The sequence below is a fragment of the Bacillus sp. ISL-47 genome, from assembly GCF_018613175.1.
Classification (GTDB): Bacteria; Bacillota; Bacilli; order Bacillales; family Cytobacillaceae; genus Cytobacillus.
In genome coordinates, this window is record NZ_JAGGQS010000029.1 from 13,851 (window position 1) to 38,508 (window position 24,658).

24 protein-coding genes, 2 tRNA genes and 1 rRNA gene are annotated in these 24,658 nt (G+C 41.7%); 25 read left to right on the plus strand and 2 right to left on the minus strand.

Annotated features, from left to right (window positions below; translation table 11 throughout):
* Nucleotides 1–18 precede the first annotated feature (18 nt).
* From J7I93_RS11045 to J7I93_RS11065, 5 genes are all read left to right on the plus strand, one after another.
* On the plus strand, nt 19–285 hold the full coding sequence (locus tag J7I93_RS11045; protein ID WP_214725916.1) for an RNA-binding S4 domain-containing protein: 267 nt from the start codon (nt 19–21) through the stop codon (nt 283–285).
* Between the two features lie 386 nt (nt 286–671).
* Nucleotides 672–974 carry a sporulation protein YabP gene (gene yabP, locus J7I93_RS11050; RefSeq protein ID WP_026583004.1) on the plus strand — a complete coding sequence of 101 codons (303 nt, stop codon included), beginning with the start codon at nt 672–674 and terminating at the stop codon, nt 972–974.
* The gene (gene yabQ / locus J7I93_RS11055; RefSeq protein ID WP_214725917.1) at nt 971–1,603 is read left to right on the plus strand and encodes a spore cortex biosynthesis protein YabQ; all 633 of its coding nucleotides are present in this window, start codon (nt 971–973) and stop codon (nt 1,601–1,603) included. Before yabP ends, yabQ begins: the two co-directional genes overlap by 4 nt.
* A 15-nt stretch (nt 1,604–1,618) precedes the next feature.
* A complete protein-coding gene (locus J7I93_RS11060) occupies nt 1,619–2,029 on the plus strand; it encodes an FtsB family cell division protein (RefSeq protein WP_214725918.1) in 411 nt (136 codons plus the stop codon).
* 350 nt (nt 2,030–2,379) lie between these two features.
* A complete protein-coding gene (locus J7I93_RS11065) occupies nt 2,380–2,838 on the plus strand; it encodes a S1 domain-containing RNA-binding protein (protein ID WP_214725919.1) in 459 nt (152 codons plus the stop codon).
* 160 nt (nt 2,839–2,998) lie between these two features.
* Here J7I93_RS11065 and J7I93_RS11070 read toward each other — a convergent pair.
* Both J7I93_RS11070 and J7I93_RS11075 read right to left on the minus strand, forming a co-directional pair.
* A tRNA-Glu gene (locus J7I93_RS11070) sits at nt 2,999–3,070 on the minus strand.
* Nucleotides 3,071–3,258: 188 nt separating this feature from the next.
* A tRNA-Met gene (locus J7I93_RS11075) sits at nt 3,259–3,332 on the minus strand.
* A 358-nt stretch (nt 3,333–3,690) separates the two neighbouring features.
* Here J7I93_RS11075 and spoIIE point away from each other — a divergent pair.
* From spoIIE to J7I93_RS11175, 20 genes are all read left to right on the plus strand, one after another.
* Complete coding sequence (gene spoIIE / locus J7I93_RS11080) at nt 3,691–6,177, plus strand: stage II sporulation protein E (RefSeq protein ID WP_214725920.1); 2,487 nt, start codon at nt 3,691–3,693, stop codon at nt 6,175–6,177.
* Nucleotides 6,178–6,264: 87 nt separating this feature from the next.
* Complete coding sequence (locus J7I93_RS11085) at nt 6,265–7,008, plus strand: vWA domain-containing protein (protein ID WP_214725921.1); 744 nt, start codon at nt 6,265–6,267, stop codon at nt 7,006–7,008.
* Nucleotides 6,977–7,954 carry a serine/threonine protein kinase gene (locus J7I93_RS11090; protein WP_214725935.1) on the plus strand — a complete coding sequence of 326 codons (978 nt, stop codon included), beginning with the start codon at nt 6,977–6,979 and terminating at the stop codon, nt 7,952–7,954. Before J7I93_RS11085 ends, J7I93_RS11090 begins: the two co-directional genes overlap by 32 nt.
* Before the next feature lie 241 nt (nt 7,955–8,195).
* Nucleotides 8,196–9,584 carry a tRNA lysidine(34) synthetase TilS gene (gene tilS / locus J7I93_RS11095; protein ID WP_214725922.1) on the plus strand — a complete coding sequence of 463 codons (1,389 nt, stop codon included), beginning with the start codon at nt 8,196–8,198 and terminating at the stop codon, nt 9,582–9,584.
* A gap of 20 nt (nt 9,585–9,604) precedes the next feature.
* Nucleotides 9,605–10,153 (plus strand): hypoxanthine phosphoribosyltransferase, encoded by a 549-nt coding sequence (hpt, locus tag J7I93_RS11100; RefSeq protein ID WP_214725923.1) that lies wholly within the window; start codon nt 9,605–9,607, stop codon nt 10,151–10,153.
* A gap of 142 nt (nt 10,154–10,295) precedes the next feature.
* A complete protein-coding gene (gene ftsH, locus J7I93_RS11105; RefSeq protein ID WP_214725924.1) occupies nt 10,296–12,287 on the plus strand; it encodes an ATP-dependent zinc metalloprotease FtsH in 1,992 nt (663 codons plus the stop codon).
* 159 nt (nt 12,288–12,446) lie between these two features.
* Nucleotides 12,447–13,226 carry a type III pantothenate kinase gene (locus tag J7I93_RS11110; protein ID WP_214725936.1) on the plus strand — a complete coding sequence of 260 codons (780 nt, stop codon included), beginning with the start codon at nt 12,447–12,449 and terminating at the stop codon, nt 13,224–13,226.
* A 61-nt stretch (nt 13,227–13,287) separates the two neighbouring features.
* Nucleotides 13,288–14,166, plus strand: a complete 879-nt coding sequence (hslO, locus tag J7I93_RS11115) for an Hsp33 family molecular chaperone HslO (RefSeq protein WP_214725925.1) — start codon at nt 13,288–13,290, stop codon at nt 14,164–14,166.
* Nucleotides 14,167–14,199: 33 nt separating this feature from the next.
* A complete protein-coding gene (locus tag J7I93_RS11120) occupies nt 14,200–15,078 on the plus strand; it encodes a peptidyl-prolyl cis-trans isomerase (RefSeq protein ID WP_214725926.1) in 879 nt (292 codons plus the stop codon).
* 230 nt (nt 15,079–15,308) lie between these two features.
* Nucleotides 15,309–16,238 carry a cysteine synthase A gene (gene cysK, locus J7I93_RS11125; RefSeq protein ID WP_214725927.1) on the plus strand — a complete coding sequence of 310 codons (930 nt, stop codon included), beginning with the start codon at nt 15,309–15,311 and terminating at the stop codon, nt 16,236–16,238.
* A 163-nt stretch (nt 16,239–16,401) separates the two neighbouring features.
* Nucleotides 16,402–17,817, plus strand: a complete 1,416-nt coding sequence (gene pabB, locus J7I93_RS11130; protein ID WP_214725928.1) for an aminodeoxychorismate synthase, component I — start codon at nt 16,402–16,404, stop codon at nt 17,815–17,817.
* Nucleotides 17,814–18,407 (plus strand): aminodeoxychorismate/anthranilate synthase component II, encoded by a 594-nt coding sequence (pabA, locus tag J7I93_RS11135; protein ID WP_214725929.1) that lies wholly within the window; start codon nt 17,814–17,816, stop codon nt 18,405–18,407. The genes pabB and pabA overlap by 4 nt, the downstream gene beginning before the upstream one ends.
* A gap of 3 nt (nt 18,408–18,410) precedes the next feature.
* A complete protein-coding gene (pabC, locus tag J7I93_RS11140; RefSeq protein WP_214725930.1) occupies nt 18,411–19,268 on the plus strand; it encodes an aminodeoxychorismate lyase in 858 nt (285 codons plus the stop codon).
* Nucleotides 19,269–19,279: 11 nt separating this feature from the next.
* Entirely contained in the window at nt 19,280–20,116 is an 837-nt protein-coding gene (gene folP / locus J7I93_RS11145; protein WP_214725931.1) for a dihydropteroate synthase, read from the plus strand.
* A complete protein-coding gene (gene folB, locus J7I93_RS11150; RefSeq protein ID WP_214725932.1) occupies nt 20,109–20,468 on the plus strand; it encodes a dihydroneopterin aldolase in 360 nt (119 codons plus the stop codon). The genes folP and folB overlap by 8 nt, the downstream gene beginning before the upstream one ends.
* Entirely contained in the window at nt 20,468–20,995 is a 528-nt protein-coding gene (gene folK / locus J7I93_RS11155) for a 2-amino-4-hydroxy-6-hydroxymethyldihydropteridine diphosphokinase (RefSeq protein WP_214725933.1), read from the plus strand. The genes folB and folK overlap by 1 nt, the downstream gene beginning before the upstream one ends.
* Complete coding sequence (locus J7I93_RS11160) at nt 20,947–21,162, plus strand: helix-turn-helix domain-containing protein (protein ID WP_144546071.1); 216 nt, start codon at nt 20,947–20,949, stop codon at nt 21,160–21,162. The genes folK and J7I93_RS11160 overlap by 49 nt, the downstream gene beginning before the upstream one ends.
* A gap of 121 nt (nt 21,163–21,283) precedes the next feature.
* Nucleotides 21,284–22,285, plus strand: a complete 1,002-nt coding sequence (dusB, locus tag J7I93_RS11165) for a tRNA dihydrouridine synthase DusB (protein WP_214725937.1) — start codon at nt 21,284–21,286, stop codon at nt 22,283–22,285.
* A 200-nt stretch (nt 22,286–22,485) separates the two neighbouring features.
* Entirely contained in the window at nt 22,486–23,985 is a 1,500-nt protein-coding gene (gene lysS, locus J7I93_RS11170; protein ID WP_214725938.1) for a lysine--tRNA ligase, read from the plus strand.
* A 442-nt stretch (nt 23,986–24,427) separates the two neighbouring features.
* Nucleotides 24,428–24,658: ribosomal RNA gene (locus J7I93_RS11175) — 16S ribosomal RNA — on the plus strand; the annotation flags it as partial.

A 24,658-nucleotide genomic window follows, 5' to 3' on the forward strand; every position in this document is an offset into this window, starting at 1 on the left:
CAGAGGAGTGGCGGACAAATGAGATTAGATAAATTTTTAAAAGTATCAAGGCTTATCAAAAGAAGAACACTGGCAAAAGAAGTTTCCGATCAGGGAAGGATTTCAATTAACGGCCAGCAGGCTAAGGCCAGCTCGACCGTTAAAGTTGGGGATGAGCTTCAAATCCGCTTTGGACAGAAGTTAGTAACGGCAAAGGTCGAGCGTCTGCAGGAAACGACCAGGAAGGAAGAGGCTGCGGAAATGTATTCAATTCTTAAAGAGGAGAAAGTGGAATCAGAAGCGTAAGACACTTTGCCTGACCTGCACCTTTCGGGTTTAGCCGATAAACTTTTGGTTTCGGACGATAAAAATCCGAATTTATCCGGCAAATTCCTGTTTTCGGCTGATAAAATCTGGATATTGGCCGTTAAATCGGCACTAAGCTGTATTTTGGCCAATATCATCTTCCGTTCTGCTGAGAAAAACGATATTCCTCTGCTACTATACTGCTTTAGAATTCCATTCAAAAACCACATCGCTCTGATCCCCGGCTGACACAGATCACTGTAATGCCGATTGAATGTCCTGATTCAATGGCACCACTGCTTTTCTTGTTGGCTTGTTCTATTTTTATATCCCTATTCATAAACATGTACAAAAAGGTTGTACTATGTGATTGCGAGGGATGAATGATGAGCCAATATTATGAGTCAAGTTCAAACAAAGTGAATACCCAGGAGCATGATGTCATTATGAGGGGCAGAAGGCTGCTGGATATTACAGGAGTCAAACAGGTAGAGAGCTTTGATAATGAAGAGTTTTTACTGGAAACGGTGATGGGGTTCCTGGCGATTAGAGGGCAGAATCTGCAGATGAAGAATTTGGATGTGGATAAGGGAATTGTTTCCATTAAGGGGAAGGTATTTGACCTTGTTTATATAGACGATCAGAATGGAGATAAAGCTAAAGGTTTCTTTAGCAAGTTATTCCGATGACACTGACCACTCAATTTATAACTATGCTGGCCATGATCGGCATGGGAAGTGTCTTTGGGGCTGCCCTTGATACCTATAATCGTTTCCTCAAGAGGACCAGGCGGAAGAGCTGGATTGTTTTTATTAATGACATCCTTTTTTGGCTGCTGCAGGGATTGGCTATCTTTTATATTTTATTCTTGGTTAATAAGGGAGAACTAAGGTTTTATATCTTTGTTGCTCTGCTATGCGGTTTTGCCGCTTACCAAAGTCTATTTAAAAAAGTGTATTTGCGGGTATTGGAGATTTCCATCAGAATGGCGATCTCCATATACCGCTTTTTAGTTAAGGCATTTACTTTAGTTATCTATAGACCCTTCCAAGGACTTATAACTGCGTTGATTGCCCTAACTGTTATGCTTGGGAAGGGACTTTATTCCCTTTTAAAGGTAATTTTAAGGGTCATTTGGTTTACTGTGAAGGTGGCTTTCATGCCTGTCAAATGGATTTTGTCACTTTTGTGGAAACTTTTGCCGAAAAATATTAAAAAATCCGTCGAGAAGTTATATAATAAATTGGCAGGATATTTACAGCAAACAAAGAATTATGTTTTAAAGTGGATCGCAAAGTGGAAAAAGCATAAAGAGTAAGGAGGGAATGCGAAAATGAGTGTCAGCAAGAAGAGGAATATAGCCAAAATTGAAACAAGCTATGTCAGACAGCAGGAAGCCGCAGAGATCAGTGCGGGCCGGAAAAGAAAGCTTTTATTTAGAAGATTAGCAGCTTTTTTTACACTGGCATCCGTACTTTCTTTTTTTATGATCTCTACACTCGTTTCGCAATCTGCCGCTCTGGAGGAAAAAGTGGAAGAGAAAAACCGGCTTGACAAGGAGCTTGCAGCGCTAAAGAAGAAGGAAGTCATTCTTGAAGAGGAAATTGTAAAATTGAATGATGATGAATATATAGCGAAGCTTGCCAGGAAGGATTATTTCTTATCCGACAATAATGAGATCATTTTTAATCTCCCTGAAGAGACAGATAAAGATAAACAGAATAAGGAAAAATCAACCGACTAGAGGCTGTATTGACACTCTTTTTTTGGATTCTGTATAATATATAGAAAGTATGATTTATCGCAGATTAACAGGCAGTAACCCTTCGCTTATAAAGTAAGTAAGGCTTGTTGAGGTTATTAAAAAGGGAACTGCCTGTAAAGGCCCGATTAAAAGAACTCAGACTAAAAACGCCACATACTGTGGCAACGTCTGAGTGACCCGCATCGTGCGGGCCTCAACTAACCATCAGAGAATGTGTGTGAAAATATAATTCTGTAAAGCTTGGAAGAGCTGTAGATGTATTATGTCATAATCACTAAATACCCTGATGGAAGTTTCACTTTATATCTTTCAAGGAGGCAATTTTTTTAATGTCAATCGAAGTAGGCAGCAAGTTACAAGGAAAGGTCACAGGTATTACAAATTTCGGAGCATTTGTGGAGCTGCCGGAAGGCTCAACCGGTCTAGTGCACATAAGTGAAGTCGCAGACAATTATGTCAAAGATATTAATGATCACCTAAAAGTAGGTGACATGGTCGAAGTGAAAGTCATTAATGTCGAAAAAGATGGCAAGATCGGTTTATCCATCAAGAAGGCAAAAGACCGGCCTGAGCGATCTGAAAGACCTGAAAGAGGCGACAGAAAAGAATACAGAGGACATTCAAATTCTGGCCGTCCGCGTCATGGCAGAACAAACGATAACCGTCCATCCAAAGAGAATTTCGAATCAAAGATGGCTCGATTCTTAAAGGATAGTGAAGATCGTCTGTCATCGCTAAAGCGCAATACTGAATCCAAACGTGGAGGAAGAGGCGCAAGACGAGGATAACTTGCTGCTGATCTTGATATAAAGCAGAGTAGATTAAAACAAGTCCGGACCGGGCTTGTTTTTTTGTGCTCTTTTAAAAGTTTAGTAATTTTTTAGTTTGATTATTAAACTTTTCTTTATATCAAAAAAGCATCAGCCTTAGGCTGACGCTTCTTTGATATGACCCGTACGGGATTCGAACCCGTGTTACCGCCGTGAAAGGGCGGTGTCTTAACCGCTTGACCAACGGGCCGTGATAAGTATGAATGTTTTCAGCGCGTAGGGGGCTCGAGGTCATAAGCCAATCTGTCAAAAAGGTAAAGTACAACCTTTCTGCACCTTGTCTTATGCTTGAGGTCCGCAGGATGCGGGTCATGCAGACGTTGCCACAGGACGTGGCGCTTTTAGTATGCTTCCCTTTACGCGCTTCCGCATTCCAGATAGCGGCGGAGGGGATCGAACCCCCGACCTCACGGGTATGAACCGTACGCTCTAGCCAGCTGAGCTACACCGCCATATTTTTATAGATTCACAGTTGTGCCTTAAAGCACAAGATTTATAATACAAAGATTTAAATAGGAAGTCAATAAAATATTAAAAGAAATATGTCGCAATTCCACCCAGATGCTTCGTCAATTTTTTCCAATCAGTTGTACTTTCCATAAAGCAACCTTCCCAAGGTTTTTCTTTGCTTTTTTTGTAAATGTGCTGCAAATCTTCTGCAAGAATAGACTTAAATATTGTTATCTGACCCCATATAAGGTGGAAAACCGTCGAACGAAAAATCAAGGCTTGTCCGCTATTTTGACAAACTTCTGATGCGCTGGCTTTTATAATTGTCAGCAACGATAAAAATATGGGGAGTGTAGTTTAATGGAAAAGGTAGAAAGGAATGTAATGGAGCCGATCGGAGAAGTACCATTTAATAAACCGAAACTGGAATTTGCCAAAGGCTTAAAAAAACTCCAATCTGGGTTGGAGAATTTCTTTCTTAAAAAAGGCTATGTTCTGTTGATCATTGGCTTTTTGCTTGGAAGAGCCTTGATATTAGCGAAACTAACCCCTTTCAGTCTTCCGTTTTTCGCTGCGGTTTATTTTATTAGAAGAGATAAGGCCCCGCTCGCATTGGTGGGATTAATTGCAGGTGCCGCAACTTTATCCATATCGAATGCTGTATCAGCTTTCGGAATCACATTCATATTTTTGTTTGCCTTCAGGGTTTCAAAGAAATGGCTGCAAAATGAAATCAGGGCTTTACCCTTCTATGTGTTTTTCACCATTTTGGCAGGAAGGCTACTAGAGACGTTTATTATTAAGAGCCAGCTGACCTTATATGATGGAATGATGGCTGGTGTTGAATCCAGTCTGGGTTTTATTCTGACGCTTATATTTCTTCAAGGCCTTCCGCTGTTGTCAATTAATAAGCGCAGGCAATCACTGAAAACAGAAGAAATCGTGTGTCTTATTATTATGCTGGCTTCTGTCATGACAGGAACGATCGGATGGACAGTCTATGATCTTTCGGTAGAGCATATTATGTCCCGCTATCTTGTCTTGCTGTTTTCATTTGTAGCAGGTGCAACTGTCGGCTCTACTGTAGGGGTTGTAACAGGATTAATATTTTCCCTTGCCAATATATCAAGTTTCTATCATATGAGTTTGCTTGCATTTTCAGGGTTGCTTGGCGGCCTTTTAAAAGAAGGGAAAAAGTTCGGTGTGGCATTTGGGCTGCTGATAGCAACGCTGCTGATGGGGATGTATGGTGAAGGAAGCGGAAACTTGATGAAGACCTTGTCAGAAACAGGCGCAGCGATATTATTATTTCTCTTAACCCCTCAAGCTTTAACTTCAAAGTTAGCAAAGCACATACCAGGAACACCGGAGTATGCCGCAGAACAGCAGCATTATATGCGAAAGATGCGGGATGTGACCGCACAGCGGGTTGCACAGTTTTCAAGTGTATTTCAAGCCTTATCCAAAAGCTTCTCTGCCCACGATGTGCCGTCGGAATGGGAAGACAGTAAAGAAAATGAAAGAGAAATGGATTATTTTTTAAGCAATGTAACAGAAACAACATGTCAAACTTGCTTCAAGAAAGACCATTGCTGGTCAAAGAACTTTAATACAACCTATGAATATATGATGGATATTATGCATGATGTGGACAATAATCAGGGTGCCCTATCTCCAAAGCTTGCGAGGGATTGGGAAAAATACTGTACTAGATCCAAAAAAGTGACAGAAGCAGTCCAGCAGGAGCTGACCTACTTTAAGGCTAACCAAAAGCTGAAAAAGCAGGTCCAGGAAAGCAGAAGGCTTGTGGCTGACCAGTTGATGGGTGTTTCTGAAGTGATGGGCGACTTTGCGAAAGAGATTCAAAGGGAACGGGAGAACCATCATAAACAGGAAGAGCAGATCCTGGAGGCAATACAGGAATTTGGCATTCATATCGAACAAGTTGAAATATATAGTCTGGAACAGGGGAATGTCGACATTGATATGACCATTCCATATTGCCAGGGACATGGAGAATGTGAAAAGCTGATTGCCCCGATGTTATCTGATATTCTCGGAGAAACGATATTAGTAAATTCAGAGGAATGCGCTGCATTTCCAAATGGCTTTTGCCATGTAACCTTCCGTTCGGCCAAGGCCTATGCGGTAGAAACAGGAGTTGCGCATGCAGCGAAAGACGGCGGGTTTATCTCAGGTGACAGTTATTCAACCATAGAATTGGGATGCGGCAAATATGCCATTGCCATCAGTGATGGAATGGGCAACGGAGAGCGTGCCCATGCGGAAAGTAAAGAAACACTTCAGCTGCTGCAAAAAATTCTACAATCCGGAATAGAGGAGCAGGTTGCAATCAAGTCAGTTAATTCAGTCCTATCTTTAAGGACGACAGATGAGATTTTTTCAACTTTGGATTTGGCCATTATTGATCTGCAAAATGCCGACGCGAAATTTTTGAAAATTGGATCAACTCCAAGTTTTGTTAAACGAGGCCATAAAGTGATGAAGATTCAGGCCAGCAATCTTCCAATGGGAATTATCCAGGAATTTGATGTAGATGTTGTGAGTGAGCAGCTTAAAGCCGGCGACTTATTAATCATGATGAGTGATGGCGTTTTTGAAGGGCCGAAGCATGTTGAGAATTTTGATTTGTGGATGAAGCGGAAAATAACAGAGTTAAAGACAGAAGACCCTCAGGAAGTGGCAGATTTAATTATGGAAGAAGTCATTAGATCCAGATCAGGAAATATTGAAGATGACATGACCGTATTGGTATCAAGGATCAAACATAATACACCTAAATGGACAAGTATCCCTGTACATGCTATACGCCAAAAAGCCAACTGATTAATTTGCTCATAACAAAGTCATTCTATGTATATTTCCCTTTTTTTCAGTCGAAAATGGTAACAACTCAGAAGTGGAGGGGAGATTATGAAAACAGGTACACTTAAGCAAATCTTGCTGATAACAGATGGATGTTCGAATCAGGGTGAAGATCCAATTGCGATGGCTGCCTTGGCAAAGGAGCAGGGGATTACAGTCAATGTAATAGGAGTCATGGAGCATGATGTAATTGATGAGCAGGGTTTGAGCGAGATCGAAGGGATTGCTATGTCTGGCGGCGGAGTTAGTCAGGTTGTCTATGCACAGCAGCTGTCGCAGACGGTGCAAATGGTCACAAGGAAAGCAATGACCCAAACTCTCCAGGGAGTTGTGAACAAAGAGCTGCAGCAAATTTTGGGCGGTGCGAAAACAATGGAAGACCTTCCTCCTGAACAGCGGGGAGAGGTCATGGAAGTAGTTGATGAACTTGGTGAGACAGTCGAACTTGAAGTGCTGGTATTGGTCGATACAAGTGCAAGTATGAAGCATAAGCTCCCAACAGTAAAAGAAGCACTGTTAGATCTATCTTTAAGCCTGAATGCCCGTTCCGGTGATAATCGTTTTTCCGTTTTTGTATTTCCCGGGAAAAAGAAAGATGTCGAAAAATTGCTGGACTGGACACCAAAGCTTGAGTCACTCACAAGCATCTTCTCTAAATTGACAACAGGCGGCATTACACCAACTGGTCCTGCCATTCGTGAAGCACTCACATATTTTAAGAAAAAACGTTCATTAAGGAGTCTGCTTTCCCGTGATGATGATGATGAATCATTCTTTGAAGAGTCAGTGTAAAGTCAACCCTGGTACCGTGATTGAAGGAAAGTGGCACCGCAATCGTTACACCATTTTGAAGGAATTGGGTTACGGTGCCAATGGGATTGTTTATTTGGCAAAAGGCCAAAATCAGCAGGTTGCTTTGAAAATGAGCGATAACGGGATGTCCATAACCTCTGAAGTGAACGTCCTCAAATCCTTTGCAAAGGTCCAAGGCTCTGCCCTCGGACCTTCTTTGCTTGATGTAGATGATTGGGAAAGAAGAAGCGGCAAAGTTTCCTTCTATGTTATGGAATACATACAAGGCCCAGATTTGTTGACGTTTATTCAACAAAAGGGACCATCCTGGACGGGTGTCTTAATCGTTCAGCTGTTAAGTGATCTGGAAGCATTGCATATGAACGGGTGGGTTTTTGGAGATTTAAAGCCCGACAATTTGATTGTAACAGGGCCTCCGCCCAAAATACGCACAATCGACGTTGGAGGAACCACAGTCCAGGGAAGGGCCATTAAGGAATTCACCGAGTTTTATGACAGGGGCTATTGGGGACTTGGGACGCGGAAGGCTGATCCTGCTTATGATTTATTTGCTGCCGCAATGATTTTAATTAATACAGCTTATCCGAAAAGGTTCTCAAAAAGCACCGGAGATCTCAAACAGCTAAAATTGATGGTCCGCCAAAAGAAGGAACTTTTGAAATATGAAGATGTTATCTTAAACGCGCTTCAAGGCCATTATGCCTCGGCTGATGAAATGAGAAATGATTTGCTCCAGCTTACACGTACAAGCTCAGGACAAAAGAGTACACCTAACCGGAAAAACAGCCAAACAACCAGACGCCAGCCTGTCAGCCGGCAGGCATACATTCAAAAAAAGAAAAAGGGAGGCTTTATTGAAACTGTCTTAATCGTTCTGATTGTGACAATTCTATATTTCTTATATATATATGGACAGCTTCTTTAATCTCTTAGATTTTTTTTTTAGTCCGCTCAAATCACCAAAGTGCCCATAACCAACAATGAGCTTTAACATCGCCAATTTGTAAATTTTGAAACTTTTTAGTGTTAAGGCCGTAAATGAAGGTTACATATTCCCTTTTGATATTTACATGTAAAAAATGATATGCTTTTCTATACACAAGGATTATATGGATCATGGCAAGGGTAAAGAAAAATATATTTAACAATGGATAAGGAAGTAGCTTATGCTCGAAGAAAAAGTTAGAGCTTTCCTTAAGAGAAAGGGAATTGAATTAAATAATAAGAAGCTCTTGATTGGGGTATCAGGCGGCCCCGATTCAATCGCCCTGCTCCATTATTTTTGGAGCTTTAAACATCTTTTTAATGTTGAAATAGTAGCTGCACATGTCGATCATATGTTTAGAGGTGATGAATCTTACCAGGACGCAATGTTTGTCAGGAATTATTGCATGGAAAAGGAAATTACCTTTGAAATGGAACAAGTTGATGTTCCTGAGTATATAGCGAAGACGGAAAAGAGTTCCCAAGCAGCAGCAAGGGATTGCAGATACAGCTTTTTTAGAAAAATAGCTGAAAAACATGATGTGGATTACATTGCATTAGGCCATCATGGAGATGACCAGGTAGAAACTGTTTTAATGCGGTTAACAAGGGGAAGTACCGGGAAAGCTAGAGCAGGAATACCTTTTATGCGTCCATTTGCAAACTGCCTTATCATTCGTCCGTTTTTATGCCTGAACAGAAACGAAATTGAGCAGTATTGCCTTAAAGAGGGGCTTAACCCGCGAAGGGACCCGAGCAATGAAAAAAGCATTTACAGCCGAAACCGCTTCAGAAAAGAGGTGCTCCCATTCCTGAGAGAAGAAAACCCTCAGGTTCATGAGCATTTTCAAAGATTTAGTGAAGATTTGCAAAGTGATGAAGCGTATCTGCAGGAATTAACTGTCCAAAAAATGAATACAGTAATGGAAAAGAAATCACATGAGGAAATTAGCTTGGATATTGATGCTTTTGAGGCAATGCCAATGCCTTTACAAAGGAGAGGTATTCAACTAATATTAAACTATCTTTATAAGGAAATGCCTGCATCTTTATCCGCATCTCATATAGAGAGCATTTTTTCCTTAATGAAAAGTCCTCATCCATCAAGAAAATTAAATTTCCCAAATGATTTACATATTGTACGCTCCTACCGGAAATGCCATTTCCAATTCTCGAAGGAACCTGTACAATCCTATCGGTTTCAAGTCTTCGAACCTGCAATCATTCGACTCCCAAACGGCGGATCCATTATATTTGAATATACTGACTGTCCTGATGGAAATCTAAACAATGATGCACTGCTTTTAGATAGGGAAGATGTTTCTCTTCCGCTTATTATAAGAACGAGAGAAGCCGGAGACCGCATGACTATCAAAGGAATGCAGGGAACCAAGAAACTTAAGAACATTTTCATTGATTATAAAATACCGCTGCAGGAAAGGGAAACATGGCCAATCGTTACAGATATGCATGGCCGAATTTTATGGATTCCCGGCTTAAAAAAATCTCATTATTCAATGCAGCAAACGTCTGGTGCTAGTTATATTTTTTTAAAATACATAAAGCAATGATCTTCTAGGGGGCACAATAAATGATGAAAAATGATATTGAGAAAGTATTAATTTCAGAAGAGGAGCTGCAGGATAAAATTAAGTCGCTTGCTGCTGAACTTACTGAAGAATACAAGGAACGATTCCCGCTGGCAATTGGGGTTCTAAAAGGGGCTATGCCTTTCATGAGCGACCTTTTGAAGCGCGTGGATACATACCTTGAGATGGATTTCATGGATGTATCAAGCTACGGCAATGCAATGGTTTCTTCAGGTGAAGTAAAAATCCTAAAAGACCTTGATACATCCGTAGAAGGAAGAGATATCCTTATTATTGAAGATATTATCGACAGCGGTTTGACGCTTAGCTATCTTGTGGAGCTTTTCCGTTACAGAAAAGCTAAAAGCATCAAGATTGTTACGCTGCTTGATAAGCCGACAGGCAGAAAAGCTGATATCAAAGCAGATTATGTAGGCTTTATCGTTCCAGATGAATTTGTAGTGGGCTATGGATTGGATTACGCAGAAAAATACCGCAATCTTCCTTATATTGGAGTCCTTAAGCCACAGGTATACAGCAATAATGATTAAGTAAACCATAAGGTTAATATTGAGTTAAAGCCCTTTACTGAAAAGAGAAACACCCGGTTTTGAAAAGTCTAATTCCTTGTATTGGCATGATTTTCTATGATACTATACACTATAGTTTGTTTACCGTGGGAGGAGGTAAGGGATGAATCGGATCTTCCGGAATACCATCTTTTATTTATTAATATTTTTAGTCATTATTGGAGTTGTCAGCTTTTTTAACGGCAACAATGAACCAACTGAGCACATCTCTTATAATAAATTTGTCGATGAATTAGAAAGTGGCAAAATTACGTCAGTTTCGTTACAGCCCGAGAGAGGTGTCTTTGAAGTACGGGGACAGCTTGAAGGATATGAGGAAGGAAAATACTTCCTGACTTATATCATGAATAATGATAATATCCTTGACCGAATTGATGAAATGGCTCAAACATCTGAGGTTGAAGTAATGCCTGCCAAGGAAACAAGCGGCTGGGTAACATTCTTTACTTCAATCATACCTTTCATCATTATCTTTATTTTATTCTTCTTCCTGCTGAACCAGGCGCAGGGCGGAGGAAGCCGTGTGATGAATTTCGGGAAAAGCAAAGCCAAGCTTTACGATGAAAGCAAAAAGAAAGTACGTTTTAAAGATGTAGCAGGAGCCGATGAGGAAAAGCAGGAACTTGTTGAGGTCGTTGAGTTTCTTAAAGACCCGCGCAAGTTTGCTGAACTTGGAGCAAGAATTCCTAAGGGGGTACTTCTTGTAGGACCTCCCGGAACAGGTAAAACCTTGCTTGCACGAGCAGCTGCCGGTGAAGCAGGCGTTCCATTCTTCTCAATAAGCGGTTCTGATTTCGTTGAAATGTTCGTAGGTGTGGGTGCTTCCCGTGTCCGTGACCTATTCGAAAATGCGAAAAAGAACGCTCCATGTATTATTTTTATCGATGAAATTGATGCTGTGGGGCGCCAGCGTGGTGCCGGCCTTGGCGGCGGACATGACGAACGTGAGCAGACCCTTAACCAGCTTCTAGTTGAAATGGATGGATTTGGAGCTAATGAAGGAATTATTATCATTGCTGCAACTAACCGTCCAGATATTCTTGACCCGGCATTATTGCGTCCGGGACGTTTTGACAGACAGATTACGGTTGACCGCCCAGATGTCAAGGGCCGTGAAGCAGTGCTTAAAGTACATGCCCGCAACAAGCCTTTGGATGAGTCAGTAAACCTAAAGAGCATTGCCATGCGCACACCTGGATTTTCGGGTGCAGACCTTGAAAATCTATTGAATGAAGCAGCGCTTGTAGCTGCTCGCCGAAATAAGAAAAAAGTCGATATGGAAGATATTGATGAAGCAACAGACCGCGTTATTGCGGGACCAGCTAAGAAAAGCCGTGTTATTTCCCAAAAGGAAAGAAACATTGTTGCTTTCCATGAAGCAGGCCATACAGTTATCGGTTTAGTGCTTGATGAAGCTGAAATGGTTCATAAAGTAACGATCGTACCTCGTGGCCAGGCAGGCGGATACGCTGTTATGCTTCCGAAAGAAGACCGCTACTTCCAGACTAAGCCGGAGCTTCTTGATAAGATTGTCGGCTTGCTTGGCGGACGTGTTGCGGAAGAAATCGTGTTTGGTGAAGTGAGTACAGGTGCCCATAATGACTTTCAGCGTGCGACAGGCATTGCCCGCCGCATGGTAACCGAATTTGGTATGAGCGACAAGCTTGGGCCATTGCAGTTCGGACAGTCTCAGGGCGGCCAGGTCTTCCTTGGACGTGACTTCCATAATGAACAGAACTATTCAGATGCTATCGCATATGAAATCGATCTTGAAATCCAGCGCATCATCAAGGAATCTTATGAAAGAGCGAGAAAGCTCTTAACAGAAAATCGTGATAAGCTGAATCTAATCGCAAATACATTGCTTGAAGTCGAAACGCTTGATGCAGAGCAAATCAAACATTTATCGGAACATGGCAGGCTTCCTGATCGTGCAGTGGCAGCCATTGAAAGTGCCGATGACGTTAAAGTGAATATCAGCATTAAAAAAGATGATCCTGCTGAATCAGGAGATATCCCTGAAGCACGGGAAGGTTCAAGTCCTGCAGAAGCGGAAACGCCTCCTGCTATTGATGAGGAACGCAAGGATAAATAAGAAAAGCGCCTTTTGGGCGCTTTTTTTGCTTGTTTTCGTACTTGCTCCGGCAATTGATATTTCCTATTACACGAATCTATAGGAGTTATGATATGATGTTTGCAGTGTACAAAAAATTAAGTGGCGCTTCTGCTAAATAAATATAAAGTGGTGAGAATGTTGATCTTTGTTTTTGATGTAGGAAATACGAACATTGTTCTGGGTGTCTATGACCGTGATGAATTAAAACATCACTGGAGAATCGAAACTAACCGCAATAAAACAGAAGATGAGTATGGAATGATTATTAAGTCTTTGTTTGAACATGTAAACCTTTCTTTTTCTGATATAGACGGTATTATTATTTCTTCAGTGGTGCCGCCAATCATGTTTTCACTCGAAAGAATGTGCCAGAAATATTTCCATGTTAAGCCCCTTGTTGTAGGTCCAGGGATAAAAACAGGATTAAATATTAAATATGAAAACCCGAGAGAAGTTGGTGCCGACCGTATCGTCAATGCAATTGCAGCGATTCATGAATATGGCAGCCCGCTCGTTATTGTTGATTTCGGAACTGCAACTACTTATTGTTATATAAATGAACATAAGCAGTATATGGGCGGAGCGATTGCTCCGGGAATAGGCATTTCAACTGAGGCGCTTTATTCGCGTGCCGCAAAGCTACCAAGAATTGAAATTGCACGTCCAGACCATATTGTTGGGAAAAATACAGTGGCTGCCATGCAGGCAGGCATCCTATATGGTTACGTTGGCCAGGTAGAAGGTATAGTAAAAAGAATGAAGGACCAGGCAGCCAAGAGTCCAACTGTAATTGCGACTGGGGGGCTTGCGAGCCTTATTGCCCAGGAGTCTGAAATCATTGATATTGTTGATCCATTTTTAACATTAAAGGGTTTGCAGATTATTTATAAAAGAAATATGGAAACCCTAAAAAAATAGCACGTTAGTTTAACATAGAGCCGCTGATAACCATGGCGGTTTTTCTGGAAAGGAGCAAGAAATGAACGATTATTTAGTTAAAGCACTTGCGTATAATGGACAGGTTCGTGCTTATGCGGCCCGCACTACGGAAACAGTTGGAGAGGGGCAGCGAAGACATTATACATGGCCCACTGCTTCTGCTGCACTGGGCAGAGCGATGACTGCCGGCGTTATGATGGGAGCTATGCTTAAAGGTGATAATAAGCTGACTATCAAAATTGAAGGCGGCGGTCCGCTTGGCGCTATCCTTGTAGACAGCAATGCAAAGGGAGAGGTGCGCGGTTATGTTACAAACCCGCAAACACACTTTGACCTTAACGAGCAAGGTAAGCTTGATGTGCGCCGTGCGGTCGGTACGGAAGGTACATTAACAGTTGTAAAAGACATTGGGATGAGGGACCATTTCACTGGACAAGTTCCTCTTATTTCTGGAGAACTGGGAGAAGATTTCACATACTACTTTGTAACTTCTGAGCAGGTACCTTCTTCAGTTGGAGTGGGTGTATTAGTTAACCCTGATAACACAATTCTTGCTGCAGGCGGATTTATTCTGCAGTTAATGCCAGGGACTGACGACGAGACCATATCGATAATTGAAAACAGGCTTAAAGAGATGCCTCCTGTTTCAAAGCTTATTCAGCAAGGGTTGAAGCCAGAGGAACTGCTGGAAACCATTTTGGGCAAAGACCAGGTGAAATTCCTTGAGAAAATGCCTGTTTCCTTTACATGTACATGTTCAAAAGACCGTTTTGCCAATGCAATTATCAGTTTAGGGGAAAATGAAATTCAGGAAATGATTGATGAAGATGGCGAAGCTGAGGCTTCCTGCCATTTCTGTAATGAAAAATATCATTATTCAAAAGAAGAGCTGGAAGAACTAAAGAAAGAAGCTGAATAATTGCATTTCTTCTTGGGGGAGGAACAGTTGCAGTTGAAAAAGAAGCACCTATGGATGGTTATTGCTGGACTGATTTTACTCAATTGTATCACACTGGTTCTTTTGCTTCTTAAAGGTGAAGGAAGCAATGGGGAAGCAGTTGCAAAAGTCGGCAAGGAAAAGATCACTCGGCAGGAGTGGCTGACTGAAATGGAAGCAAGATATGGAAAAAGCACCTTAAATGAATTAGTTGATCAAAAGGTTATTGAGAACGCCGGTAAAAAATATGGCATTAAAATTTCGGATCAGGCAGTGGATCAGGAATTAAAAATGGTAAAAACAATGTACGGAAGCGATTTTTCTGAAAAGACAACAGAAGATAAATGGAGAAGGCAAATTAAAAATAATTTGATACTTGAAGAGCTTTTAACAAGGGACGTAGCTGTTTCAGAAGAAGAGATGAAACAATACTTCGAGCAAAACAGCAGCCAATTTAATGTGCCTGATTCTTACCAAATATCCCAGATTGTCGTTAAAACAAAAGAAGAAGCGGAACAGACCTTAAAGGAATTAGAGCAGGGTTCAAGCTTTTCTGTACTGGCAATGGAACGTTCTATCGATGAATTTACAGCTAACCAGGGAGGGAACGCCGGTTATATCAGTGAAGATGATGAGCATATTTCAGCAGACTTCCTCGATCAGGTTAAAAGTCTTAAGCCGGAGGAATGGAGCGAGGCGATTAAAACAGAAGAGGGCTATGCAGTTGTTATGCTTCATGAGCATCTTAAAGGTGAGAGCTATTCCTACAAAGAAGTGAAAAATCTTATCCGCCGCCAAATTGCTCTTGAGCAAATGGATGTTCCTGTCTCGGCAAAACCTTTTTGGAAAGAAACAGATGTTGAATGGTTTTACGGAGAAGAAGAAGCACAATAGTTATGAAAAACACGGAAACTTTCCGTGTTTTTTGCTACATAAAAAAACAAGAAAGTTTTTATGATAAGTGAGTATGAATAATAATTAAGGGTAATTTAATCAAGATGAAAAAAGTATGAATTTTCTTTTAAATGGGCGTTTATATGTTTTAAAATAATTGACATCACCAATAAAAATTGGTAAATTTGTATTAAACCAATAAAAATACTCGGAAATAGGGAGTGGGGAAAATGGTACGTGTAGCAAATACAATCGCAGATCTTGTTGGCCAGACACCAATTGTAAAACTAAATCGTTTAGTTGATGAAAATAGTGCAGATGTTTATCTGAAACTGGAATACATGAATCCAGGAAGCAGCGTGAAAGACCGTATTGCCCTGGCAATGATTAATGCTGGAGAGAAAAATGGGAACCTGAAGCAGGGAGACACGATTATTGAACCAACGAGCGGCAACACAGGAATTGGTTTAGCTATGATCGCGGCTGCAAAAGGATATAAGGCGGTTTTGGTAATGCCTGAGACGATGAGTATGGAGCGACGCAACCTGCTTCGTGCTTATGGTGCAGAACTTGTACTAACGCCTGGACCGGAAGGAATGAATGGAGCGATTCGTAAAGCTACAGAATTGGCTAAGGAAAATGGGTATTTTATGCCACAGCAGTTTGAAAATCCTGCAAATCCCGAAGTTCATCGTTTAACAACAGGGCCAGAAATTGCAGAGCAAATGGGCGACCAGCTTGATGCCTTTATTTCAGGAATTGGAACGGGCGGAACGATTACAGGGGCAGGAGAAGTGCTTCGCAAAAAATATGATAACATTAAAATATATGCGGTTGAGCCAACTGATTCACCTGTACTATCAGGCGGCAAGCCTGGTCCACATAAAATTCAAGGTATTGGTGCGGGGTTTGTTCCAGATACTCTTGATACAAAAATTTATGATGAAGTCATTCAAATATCAAATGATGAGGCATTTGAATTTGCCCGCCGCACGGCCAAAGAAGAAGGAATCCTTGGCGGTATTTCCTCGGGTGCTGCCATCTGTGCAGCATTAAAAGTTGCTAAAGAGCTTGGCAGAGGCAAAAAGGTGCTGGCAATTATTCCAAGTAACGGAGAGCGTTATTTAAGTACTCCTTTATATCAATTCGAAACCGAATAATAATAGAGGCAGCGGTCTTTTGGCCGTTGCTTTTTTTGTATTTAATTTTGAATGGAATGTAACTCCTTGCAGTATGCAGATAAGCAATTTTAGACAAAAATTATGAAAGCTTGCCCTACATCATGTATGATGAAAAAGAGAAATATTTAGGGGTGACATTCTATTGAATCAACTTCACATACATGCAAAAAAGATACCTTTTTCATATCATCGTTTCTTCCGCCAATACCGCAGGCTGGCAGAAGGAAGAGAGCATCATGTTTTGCTTGAAAGCGGGAGAGGCGGCCGGTACAGCATCGCAGCTTTTGATCCGGAAGCAATTTTAACAGGTAAGGATTCCAAGCTTGAGATACGCCAGAATAGCCAAAGGCAAATACTTGAAGGAAATCCTCTTCACTTAATGCAGGATTGGCTAAACCAATATCAAGTGGAAAAGCTGGATGAACTCCCTGATTTTCAAGGAGGTGCTATCGGGTTTATTAGCTATGATTACGCACGGTATATTGAAAAGCTTCCGAATGATGCAAAAGATGACCTTCAAATACCTGATATACACTTTTTCGTGTATAAAGAGTTCTTTGTTTTTGACCATGAGAAGGGAACACTTTTTCTGCTTTTCTTATATGAAAAAGGAGAAGAGCAATCCATTGATAAAAGGACCAGGGAGTGGGAACAGATCTGGCAAGAAAATGATACGGAGCCTGCTGCTAAAGAGGGGCAGCAACGGAGTGACAAAGATTCTGATGTATCTATGAATGAAGAAGAGTTTATGTCCGCTGTACGGAGAGTACAGGAATATATTTCACAGGGAGATGTATTTCAGGTAAACCTGTCTGTGCGCCAAAGCCGCTCTATTCAGATGGAAGCGATGGAAGTGTACGAACAGCTGAGGGCTTTAAATCCGTCGCCGTATATGGGTTATTTTCATACCCCTGAATACCAGCTTGTGAGCGGATCACCGGAGCTTTTGATTAAGAAAAAGGGAAATGAAGTCAGCACTCGGCCGATTGCAGGGACAAGATCCCGCGGGAAGGACCATGAGGAGGACCTTAAGCTTGCCTGTGAGCTGATCGAAAATGAAAAAGAGCGTGCAGAGCACGTTATGCTGGTCGATTTAGAACGAAATGACCTGGGCAGGGTCTGTAAATATGGAACGGTTACAGTCGATGAGTTTATGGTGATTGAAAAATACTCGCATGTTATGCACATTGTCTCCAATGTAAAGGGACAAATTGCAGAAGGTAAAAATGCAGTTGATATAATCGATGCCGTATTTCCTGGTGGCACAATCACAGGAGCTCCAAAGGTCCGGACGATGGAAATTATTGAAGAGCTGGAGCCGGTTACAAGGGGACCGTACACAGGTTCGCTTGGATGGATTAACTTCAGCGGTGATCTGGAGCTAAATATTATTATACGGACGATGGTAGTGAAGGAAGGAAAGGCGCATGTTCAGGCAGGTGCCGGTATTGTAATTGATTCCAATCCAAAGAATGAATATAAAGAATCGCTGAAAAAGGCAATTGCTCTTTGGAAAGCAAAAGAACTCGCAGAACAGGCAAAAGGGGATCAGCTATGATATATATGATCGATAATTATGATTCTTTTACTTATAACCTCGTACAATATCTAGGTGAATTAGGCGAAGAGCTGCATGTTAAAAGAAACGATGAGACTTCCCTATCCGAAATAAGCGATTCGCAGCCCAAGTTTTTAATGATCTCTCCGGGACCGTGCAGCCCGAATGAAGCGGGCATCAGCCTAGAAGCGATTGAAGCATTTGCAGGGAAAATCCCTGTTTTTGGCGTTTGCCTTGGCCATCAGTCGGTTGCACAGGTGTTCGGTGGTGATGTGGTGCAGGCAGAACGGCTCATGCACGGAAAAACATCTGAGATTTTTCATGACGGTAAGACGATATTTAAAGGACTGCCTAACCCATTCCCGGCTACCCGCTACCATTCATTGATTGTCAAAAAGGAAACTCTCCCTTCTTGTCTGGAGGTATCTGCCTGGACGGCTGAAGGCGAAATAATGGCCCTGCGCCATAAGGAGCTCCCGGTTGAAGGAGTCCAATTCCATCCTGAATCGATAATGACTACGGCCGGCAAGGAATTACTGCAGAATTTTATTAATCACTATAAAACCACTTTGCTGACAGAGGGGCTATAAACCTTGTATATCTATTTGAACGGTGATGTGATTAAAAAAGAAGAGGCAGCGATATCTCCTTTTGACCATGGGTTCTTGTATGGCATGGGGCTTTTTGAAACTTTTCGGGTATATAACGGGCATCCATTTTTGCTTGATGACCATCTGGATCGGCTTAATCAAGGGTTAGAGGTTTTAAATATAGAAGCGAGCTTTACAAGGGGACAAGTGGCCGAAGCATTGGACAAGCTTCTTGAAAAAAACGGATTTAAAAATGCGTATATCAGGATGAATGTATCAGCGGGGACGGGAGAGATTGGCCTTCAGACTGATGCTTATAAAAAACCGAATACAATCATATTTTGCAAACCGCTTCCGCCTAGAATGCCTAGGCAGGAAAAGCGGGCAGTACGGCTGAAAATCCCCCGTAATACACCTGAAGGGGAAGAACGCTTAAAGTCACATCATTACTTAAATAATATCCTGGCAAAAAGAGAAGCTGGAAAAGATCCTGATATAGAAGGCGTATTTTTAACAAAGGAAGGCTTTTTGGCCGAAGGGGTTGTATCAAACCTATTCTGGATTAAAGATCATTTACTATTCACTCCATCTATTGAAACAGGTATCCTTAATGGCATTACCAGAAAATTTGTTATTAGGCTGGCAGAAGCAATGGGGTTGAGTGTGCGAGAAGGATTGTACAGGCCAGAGGACGTCTGGAAGGCGAATGAGGCTTTCGTGACCAATTCCATTCAGGAAATAGTACCGATCTCTTCATTTGATGGACACCCGTTGCCTGGTCTTTCCGGTGAAATAACATCAAAGCTCCTGTCATACTATGAACGGCAATGTGAACGTTTGTGGAGCAGGAAGGAAATGTAGGAGGATTCATAATGTCTAAAACAGCAATCCAATGCGGTTCATATACATTAGATTATGGTAACAAAACACTTGTTATGGGAATTCTGAATGCAACGCCTGATTCTTTTTCGGATGGCGGGAAATATAATCATCTAGATCAAGCCATCAAACATGCAATTGAAATGGTTGAAAACGGAGCGGATATTATAGACATTGGAGGAGAGTCAACGCGTCCCGGGTTTGCTGCAGTACCTGCACAGGAGGAACTGGAAAGGGTACTTCCTGTTATCGAGGCGATTTCAAAGGAAGTTGGTGTTCCCCTATCAATTGATACCTATAAGGCTGAAGTAGCGAAGAGGGCTATTGAAGCTGGAGCGCATATTATTAATGACGTATGGGGTGCGAAGGCAGATCCTGATATGGCAACCGTCGCAGCGGAAACACAGGTACCGATTATCTTGATGCATAATCGCAAAGACATGAAATATACATCATTTTTCCGTGACGTCATGAATGACTTGTATGAAAGTATCACATTGGTTAAGTCAGCCGGTGTAAAGGACGAGAACATTATCCTTGATCCGGGTATTGGTTTTGCGAAAGACCTGAACTATAACCTGGAAATGATGAGGGACTTGGACAAGCTTGTGGCAATCGGCTATCCTGTCCTGCTTGGAACATCAAAAAAGCGGATGATTGGAACAATCCTGGATCTTCCGGTCGAGGAGCGGACAGAAGGGACAGGAGCAACCGTTTGTTATGGAATCCAAAAGGGCTGCCAAATGATCCGCATTCATGATGTGAAGGAAATGAGCAGGATGGCAAAAATGATGGATGCCATGATGGGAAAAGGTGAGTACAATGGATAAAATCTATGTTAGCCAAATGGAGTTCTATGGGTACCATGGAGTCTTTCCTGAAGAAACCCGCCTCGGCCAGCGATTTGTTGTCGACTTGATTGTGGAAACAGACTTGAAAAAAGCCGGAGAAACAGATGATCTTGATGACTCCATTAACTATGGCGAGTTGTACACGGTTTGCAAAGAAGTTGTAGAGGGAAAGCCTTATAAGCTTGTAGAGGCAGTGGCAGAGAAGCTGGCAGGAGACCTGTTAGAACGTTTCCCGCCTATTTCCCAGCTGACTGTTAAAGTGATTAAGCCAGATCCACCCATTCCGGGACACTATAAATCGGTTGCAGTTGAAATTACGAGGGGCCGATAATGGAAAATACGGCTTATATTGCGCTTGGTTCCAACATTGGAAACCGTTTTGATAATTTAAAAGAAGCAATCGAAAGGATTGGTCAGCTTCCTGAAGTAGAAGTGGTAAATACTTCTTCTATCTATGAAACCGACCCGGTCGGCTATGAAAATCAAGAACAATTTCTAAATATGGCTATCCAAGTTTCAACAGCCTTAAACCCTTTTGAACTGCTGGATGTATGCCTGGAAATAGAATTGGATCTTGGCAGAAAAAGGGAAATCCGGTGGGGTCCCCGTACAATAGACCTTGACATTTTGCTGTATAATCACGAAAATATTGAAACAGAGAAGCTTATCGTTCCTCATCCTCGGATGCATGAAAGAGCATTTGTCGTTATTCCTCTTTTAGAGATTGACTCCAGCATCAGGCTTCCGAAGATGGAGAGGCCTCTTGATTCAATACTGGAGGATATACCTGACAGAGAGGGAGTTCGGATATGGAAGCGGAAAAATGGGGAAGACGTATTCGCGCTTTTCGAAAGTTAAAAGGCTTTACACAAGAAGGTTTTGCAAAAGAACTGGGTGTATCGGTTTCAATTTTAGGAGAAATTGAAAGAGGAAACCGATTGCCGGCCCCTGCCTTAATTGAGCAGATCGCTTTTGCGCTTAATGTTACACAAGAAGAATTGGCTCCAAAGCAGGAGCATGATTAATATATGCATTTCTAAAATTGGCTGTGTTAAAGTTCATTGTTAATATAGCCCCTGTTGAATGCAGCGGTAAATCAACAGGAGTTTGACAGAGCTTGAAATTAACGGGAGGTACAGTACAGCAATGTTCAAGATTGGCGATATTGAGATGAAAAATCGGGTTGTCCTTGCTCCCATGGCTGGAGTGTGCAACTCCGCTTTTCGTCTGACTGTAAAAGAATTCGGTGCCGGACTTGTCTGCGCCGAGATGGTCAGCGACAAAGGAATTGTTTTTAAAAACGAAAAAACAATGAACATGCTCTACATTGATGAAAGAGAAAAGCCCTTAAGCCTGCAGATCTTTGGAGGTAAAAGAGAAACGCTTGTTGAAGCGGCCAAATTCGTTGATAAAAATACAAATGCAGATATTATCGACATCAATATGGGATGCCCTGTTCCCAAAATCACAAAATGTGATGCAGGTGCTAAATGGCTCCTTGACCCAGATAAAATTTATGAAATGGTTTCTGCAGTAACAGATGCTGTTGAAAAGCCTGTTACAGTGAAAATGCGCATGGGCTGGGATGAAGATCACATCTATGCTGTTAAAAATGCTCAAGCTGTTGAGCGTGCAGGAGGTAAAGCAATAGCCCTTCACGGCCGTACACGTGTGCAGATGTATGAAGGAAAAGCGAATTGGGATATTATTCGCGAGGTTAAACAGAATATCAACATTCCGTTAATCGGAAATGGTGATGTGCAAACACCTCAGGATGCAAAGCGCATGCTAGACGAAACTGGCTGTGACGGAGTCATGATCGGCCGTGCCGCACTAGGAAACCCATGGATGATTTACCGGACAGTAAAATACCTTGAAACTGGAGAATTAATGGGTGAGCCTTCAGTACGCGAAAAAATTGATGTCTGTATTCTTCACCTTGACCGCCTGATTTCATTAAAAGGCGAAAACATCGCAATCCGCGAAATGAGAAAGCATACAGCATGGTATCTTAAAGGAATCCGCGGCAATGCGAAAGTCCGTAATGCCATCAATGAGTGCAATACAAGAGTAGAACTTGTAACTCTGCTAAACGCTCTTGTCATTGATGCAGAAGAAAAAGAAAGAAATCAAACCCAGGCTGTATAAGCGGCATAAAGTTTGACATGCTGTCTTTCTTTGCCTATAATACTTTTGATATAGAAAAACTGCCAGTGCATGAACTGGCAGTTTTTATTCTATTTAAATATTTGGGATGTCTGTTTTAACCTCATTGTGTAAAATAATAGAGATATACATTATTGAACTCGCAGTTCTTATGCGTACATAAAAAGATTTACAAAATGGAGATGATTTCAGTGAGCCAGAGTCATGAAGAATTAAATGACCAATTAAAAGTAAGACGCGAAAAAATGAACAGTCTTCGCCAAATGGGAATGGATCCGTTCGGGAAACGCTATGAGCGTTCTCATCAAAGCCAAGATCTGATTACAGAGTATGGAGAACTTGAAAAAGAAGATATTGAAGAAAAGGATGTTTCTGTCACACTGGCTGGCCGAATTATGACTAAACGCGGAAAAGGGAAAGCTGGTTTCGCTCATATACAAGATTTATCAGGCCAAATTCAAATCTATGTCCGTAAAGATGCAGTCGGAGAAGATAGCTACTCTATTTTCGAATCTGCTGATCTGGGAGATATCGTAGGGGTTACCGGAACACTTTTCAAAACAAAGGTGGGCGAACTGTCTGTCAAAGCCCAGGAGTTTGAACTTCTGACAAAATCCTTACGCCCGCTTCCTGATAAGTTCCACGGATTAAAAGATGTTGAACAGCGTTATCGCCAGCGTTACCTGGATCTTATTATGAGCCAGGAAAGCAAGCAAACTTTTATCACGCGCAGCCGCATTATTCAATCAATGCGCCGCTATCTTGATGACCATGGATATTTGGAAGTAGAAACGCCTATGATGCATTCGATTGCAGGCGGAGCATCAGCACGTCCTTTTATTACACACCACAATGCATTGGATATGGAGCTTTATATGCGTATCGCCATTGAGCTCCATTTGAAGCGCCTAATTGTCGGAGGCCTTGAAAAAGTTTATGAAATTGGACGGGTATTCCGGAATGAAGGTGTATCAACCCGTCACAATCCTGAATTTACGATGATTGAGTTATATGAAGCTTATGCAGACTACAGAGATATCATGAGTTTAACTGAAAACCTCATCGCCCACATCGCTCAGGAAGTGCTTGGAACGACTACTGTTCAATATGGTGAGTACGAGGTAAATCTTAAACCTGAATGGAAAAGGCTTCATATGGTAGATGCCATTAAAGAATATACAGGCGTTGATTTCTGGAAGGAAACAAGCAAGGAAGAAGCGCAGCAGCTTGCTAAAGAGCATGGGGTAGAAATTAAAGACAACATGGAATACGGCCATATTGTTAATGAATTCTTCGAGCAGAAGGTTGAAGAGAAGCTTATTCAGCCAACATTCATCTATGGACATCCAGTAGAGATTTCTCCGCTTGCAAAGAAAAACGACGAAGATCCGCGTTTTACAGATCGATTTGAGTTATTCATTGTAGCGCGTGAGCATGCAAATGCATTCACTGAGCTAAATGATCCAATTGACCAGCGTGAACGTTTTGAAGCGCAGCTTAAAGAACGTGAGCAAGGCAATGATGAAGCCCACATGATGGATGATGACTTCATTGAAGCTCTTGAATACGGTATGCCTCCAACAGGGGGACTGGGCATCGGAATTGACCGCATTGTCATGCTATTAACAAACTCTCCTTCTATTAGAGATGTTCTGTTATTCCCATTAATGCGCCATCGTTAATTAATAGCTCTATTTATAAAGGCAAAGCACAGGTAATGTGTTTTGCCTTTTTTATTTGGCTAAATCCGAGTGCAAGAGATCCTCGAACTATTAGAGGAAAACCTGCTTTGGATAAGACAGATTATACAGTCAGGTTTCTATGCAATTTCCTTTTTTGTGAGCAGAATAATGGGAATATTTTTTCTTTGTTTTTTAAGAATAAAAAAGAGAAAAACATATTGCAACTTGTCCGTTATGGTGATATATTTATATTCGTTGCTGCAAGACAGTGACTTACCAAAAAAGATTTTAAAAAAAGTTATTGACTCAGATAACTGAATCTGATAAGATAATAAAGTCGCCTTAAGCGGCGGATTGATCTTTGAAAACTGAACGAACAAAAACGTCAACGTTAATTCTTTAGTCTTTTTTAAAAAGACAACTTATGAGCTTAATCAACTCTTATATGGAGAGTTTGATCCTGGCTCAGGACGAACGCTGGCGGCGTGCCTAATACATGCAAGTCGAGCGGACGGATGGGAGCTTGCTCCCTGAAGTCAGCGGCGGACGGGTGAGTAACACGTGGGCAACCTGCCTGTAAGACTGGGATAACTTCGGGAAACCGGAGCTAATACCGGATAATTCTTTCCCTCACATGAGGGAAAGCTGAAAGATGGTTTCGGCTATCACTGAC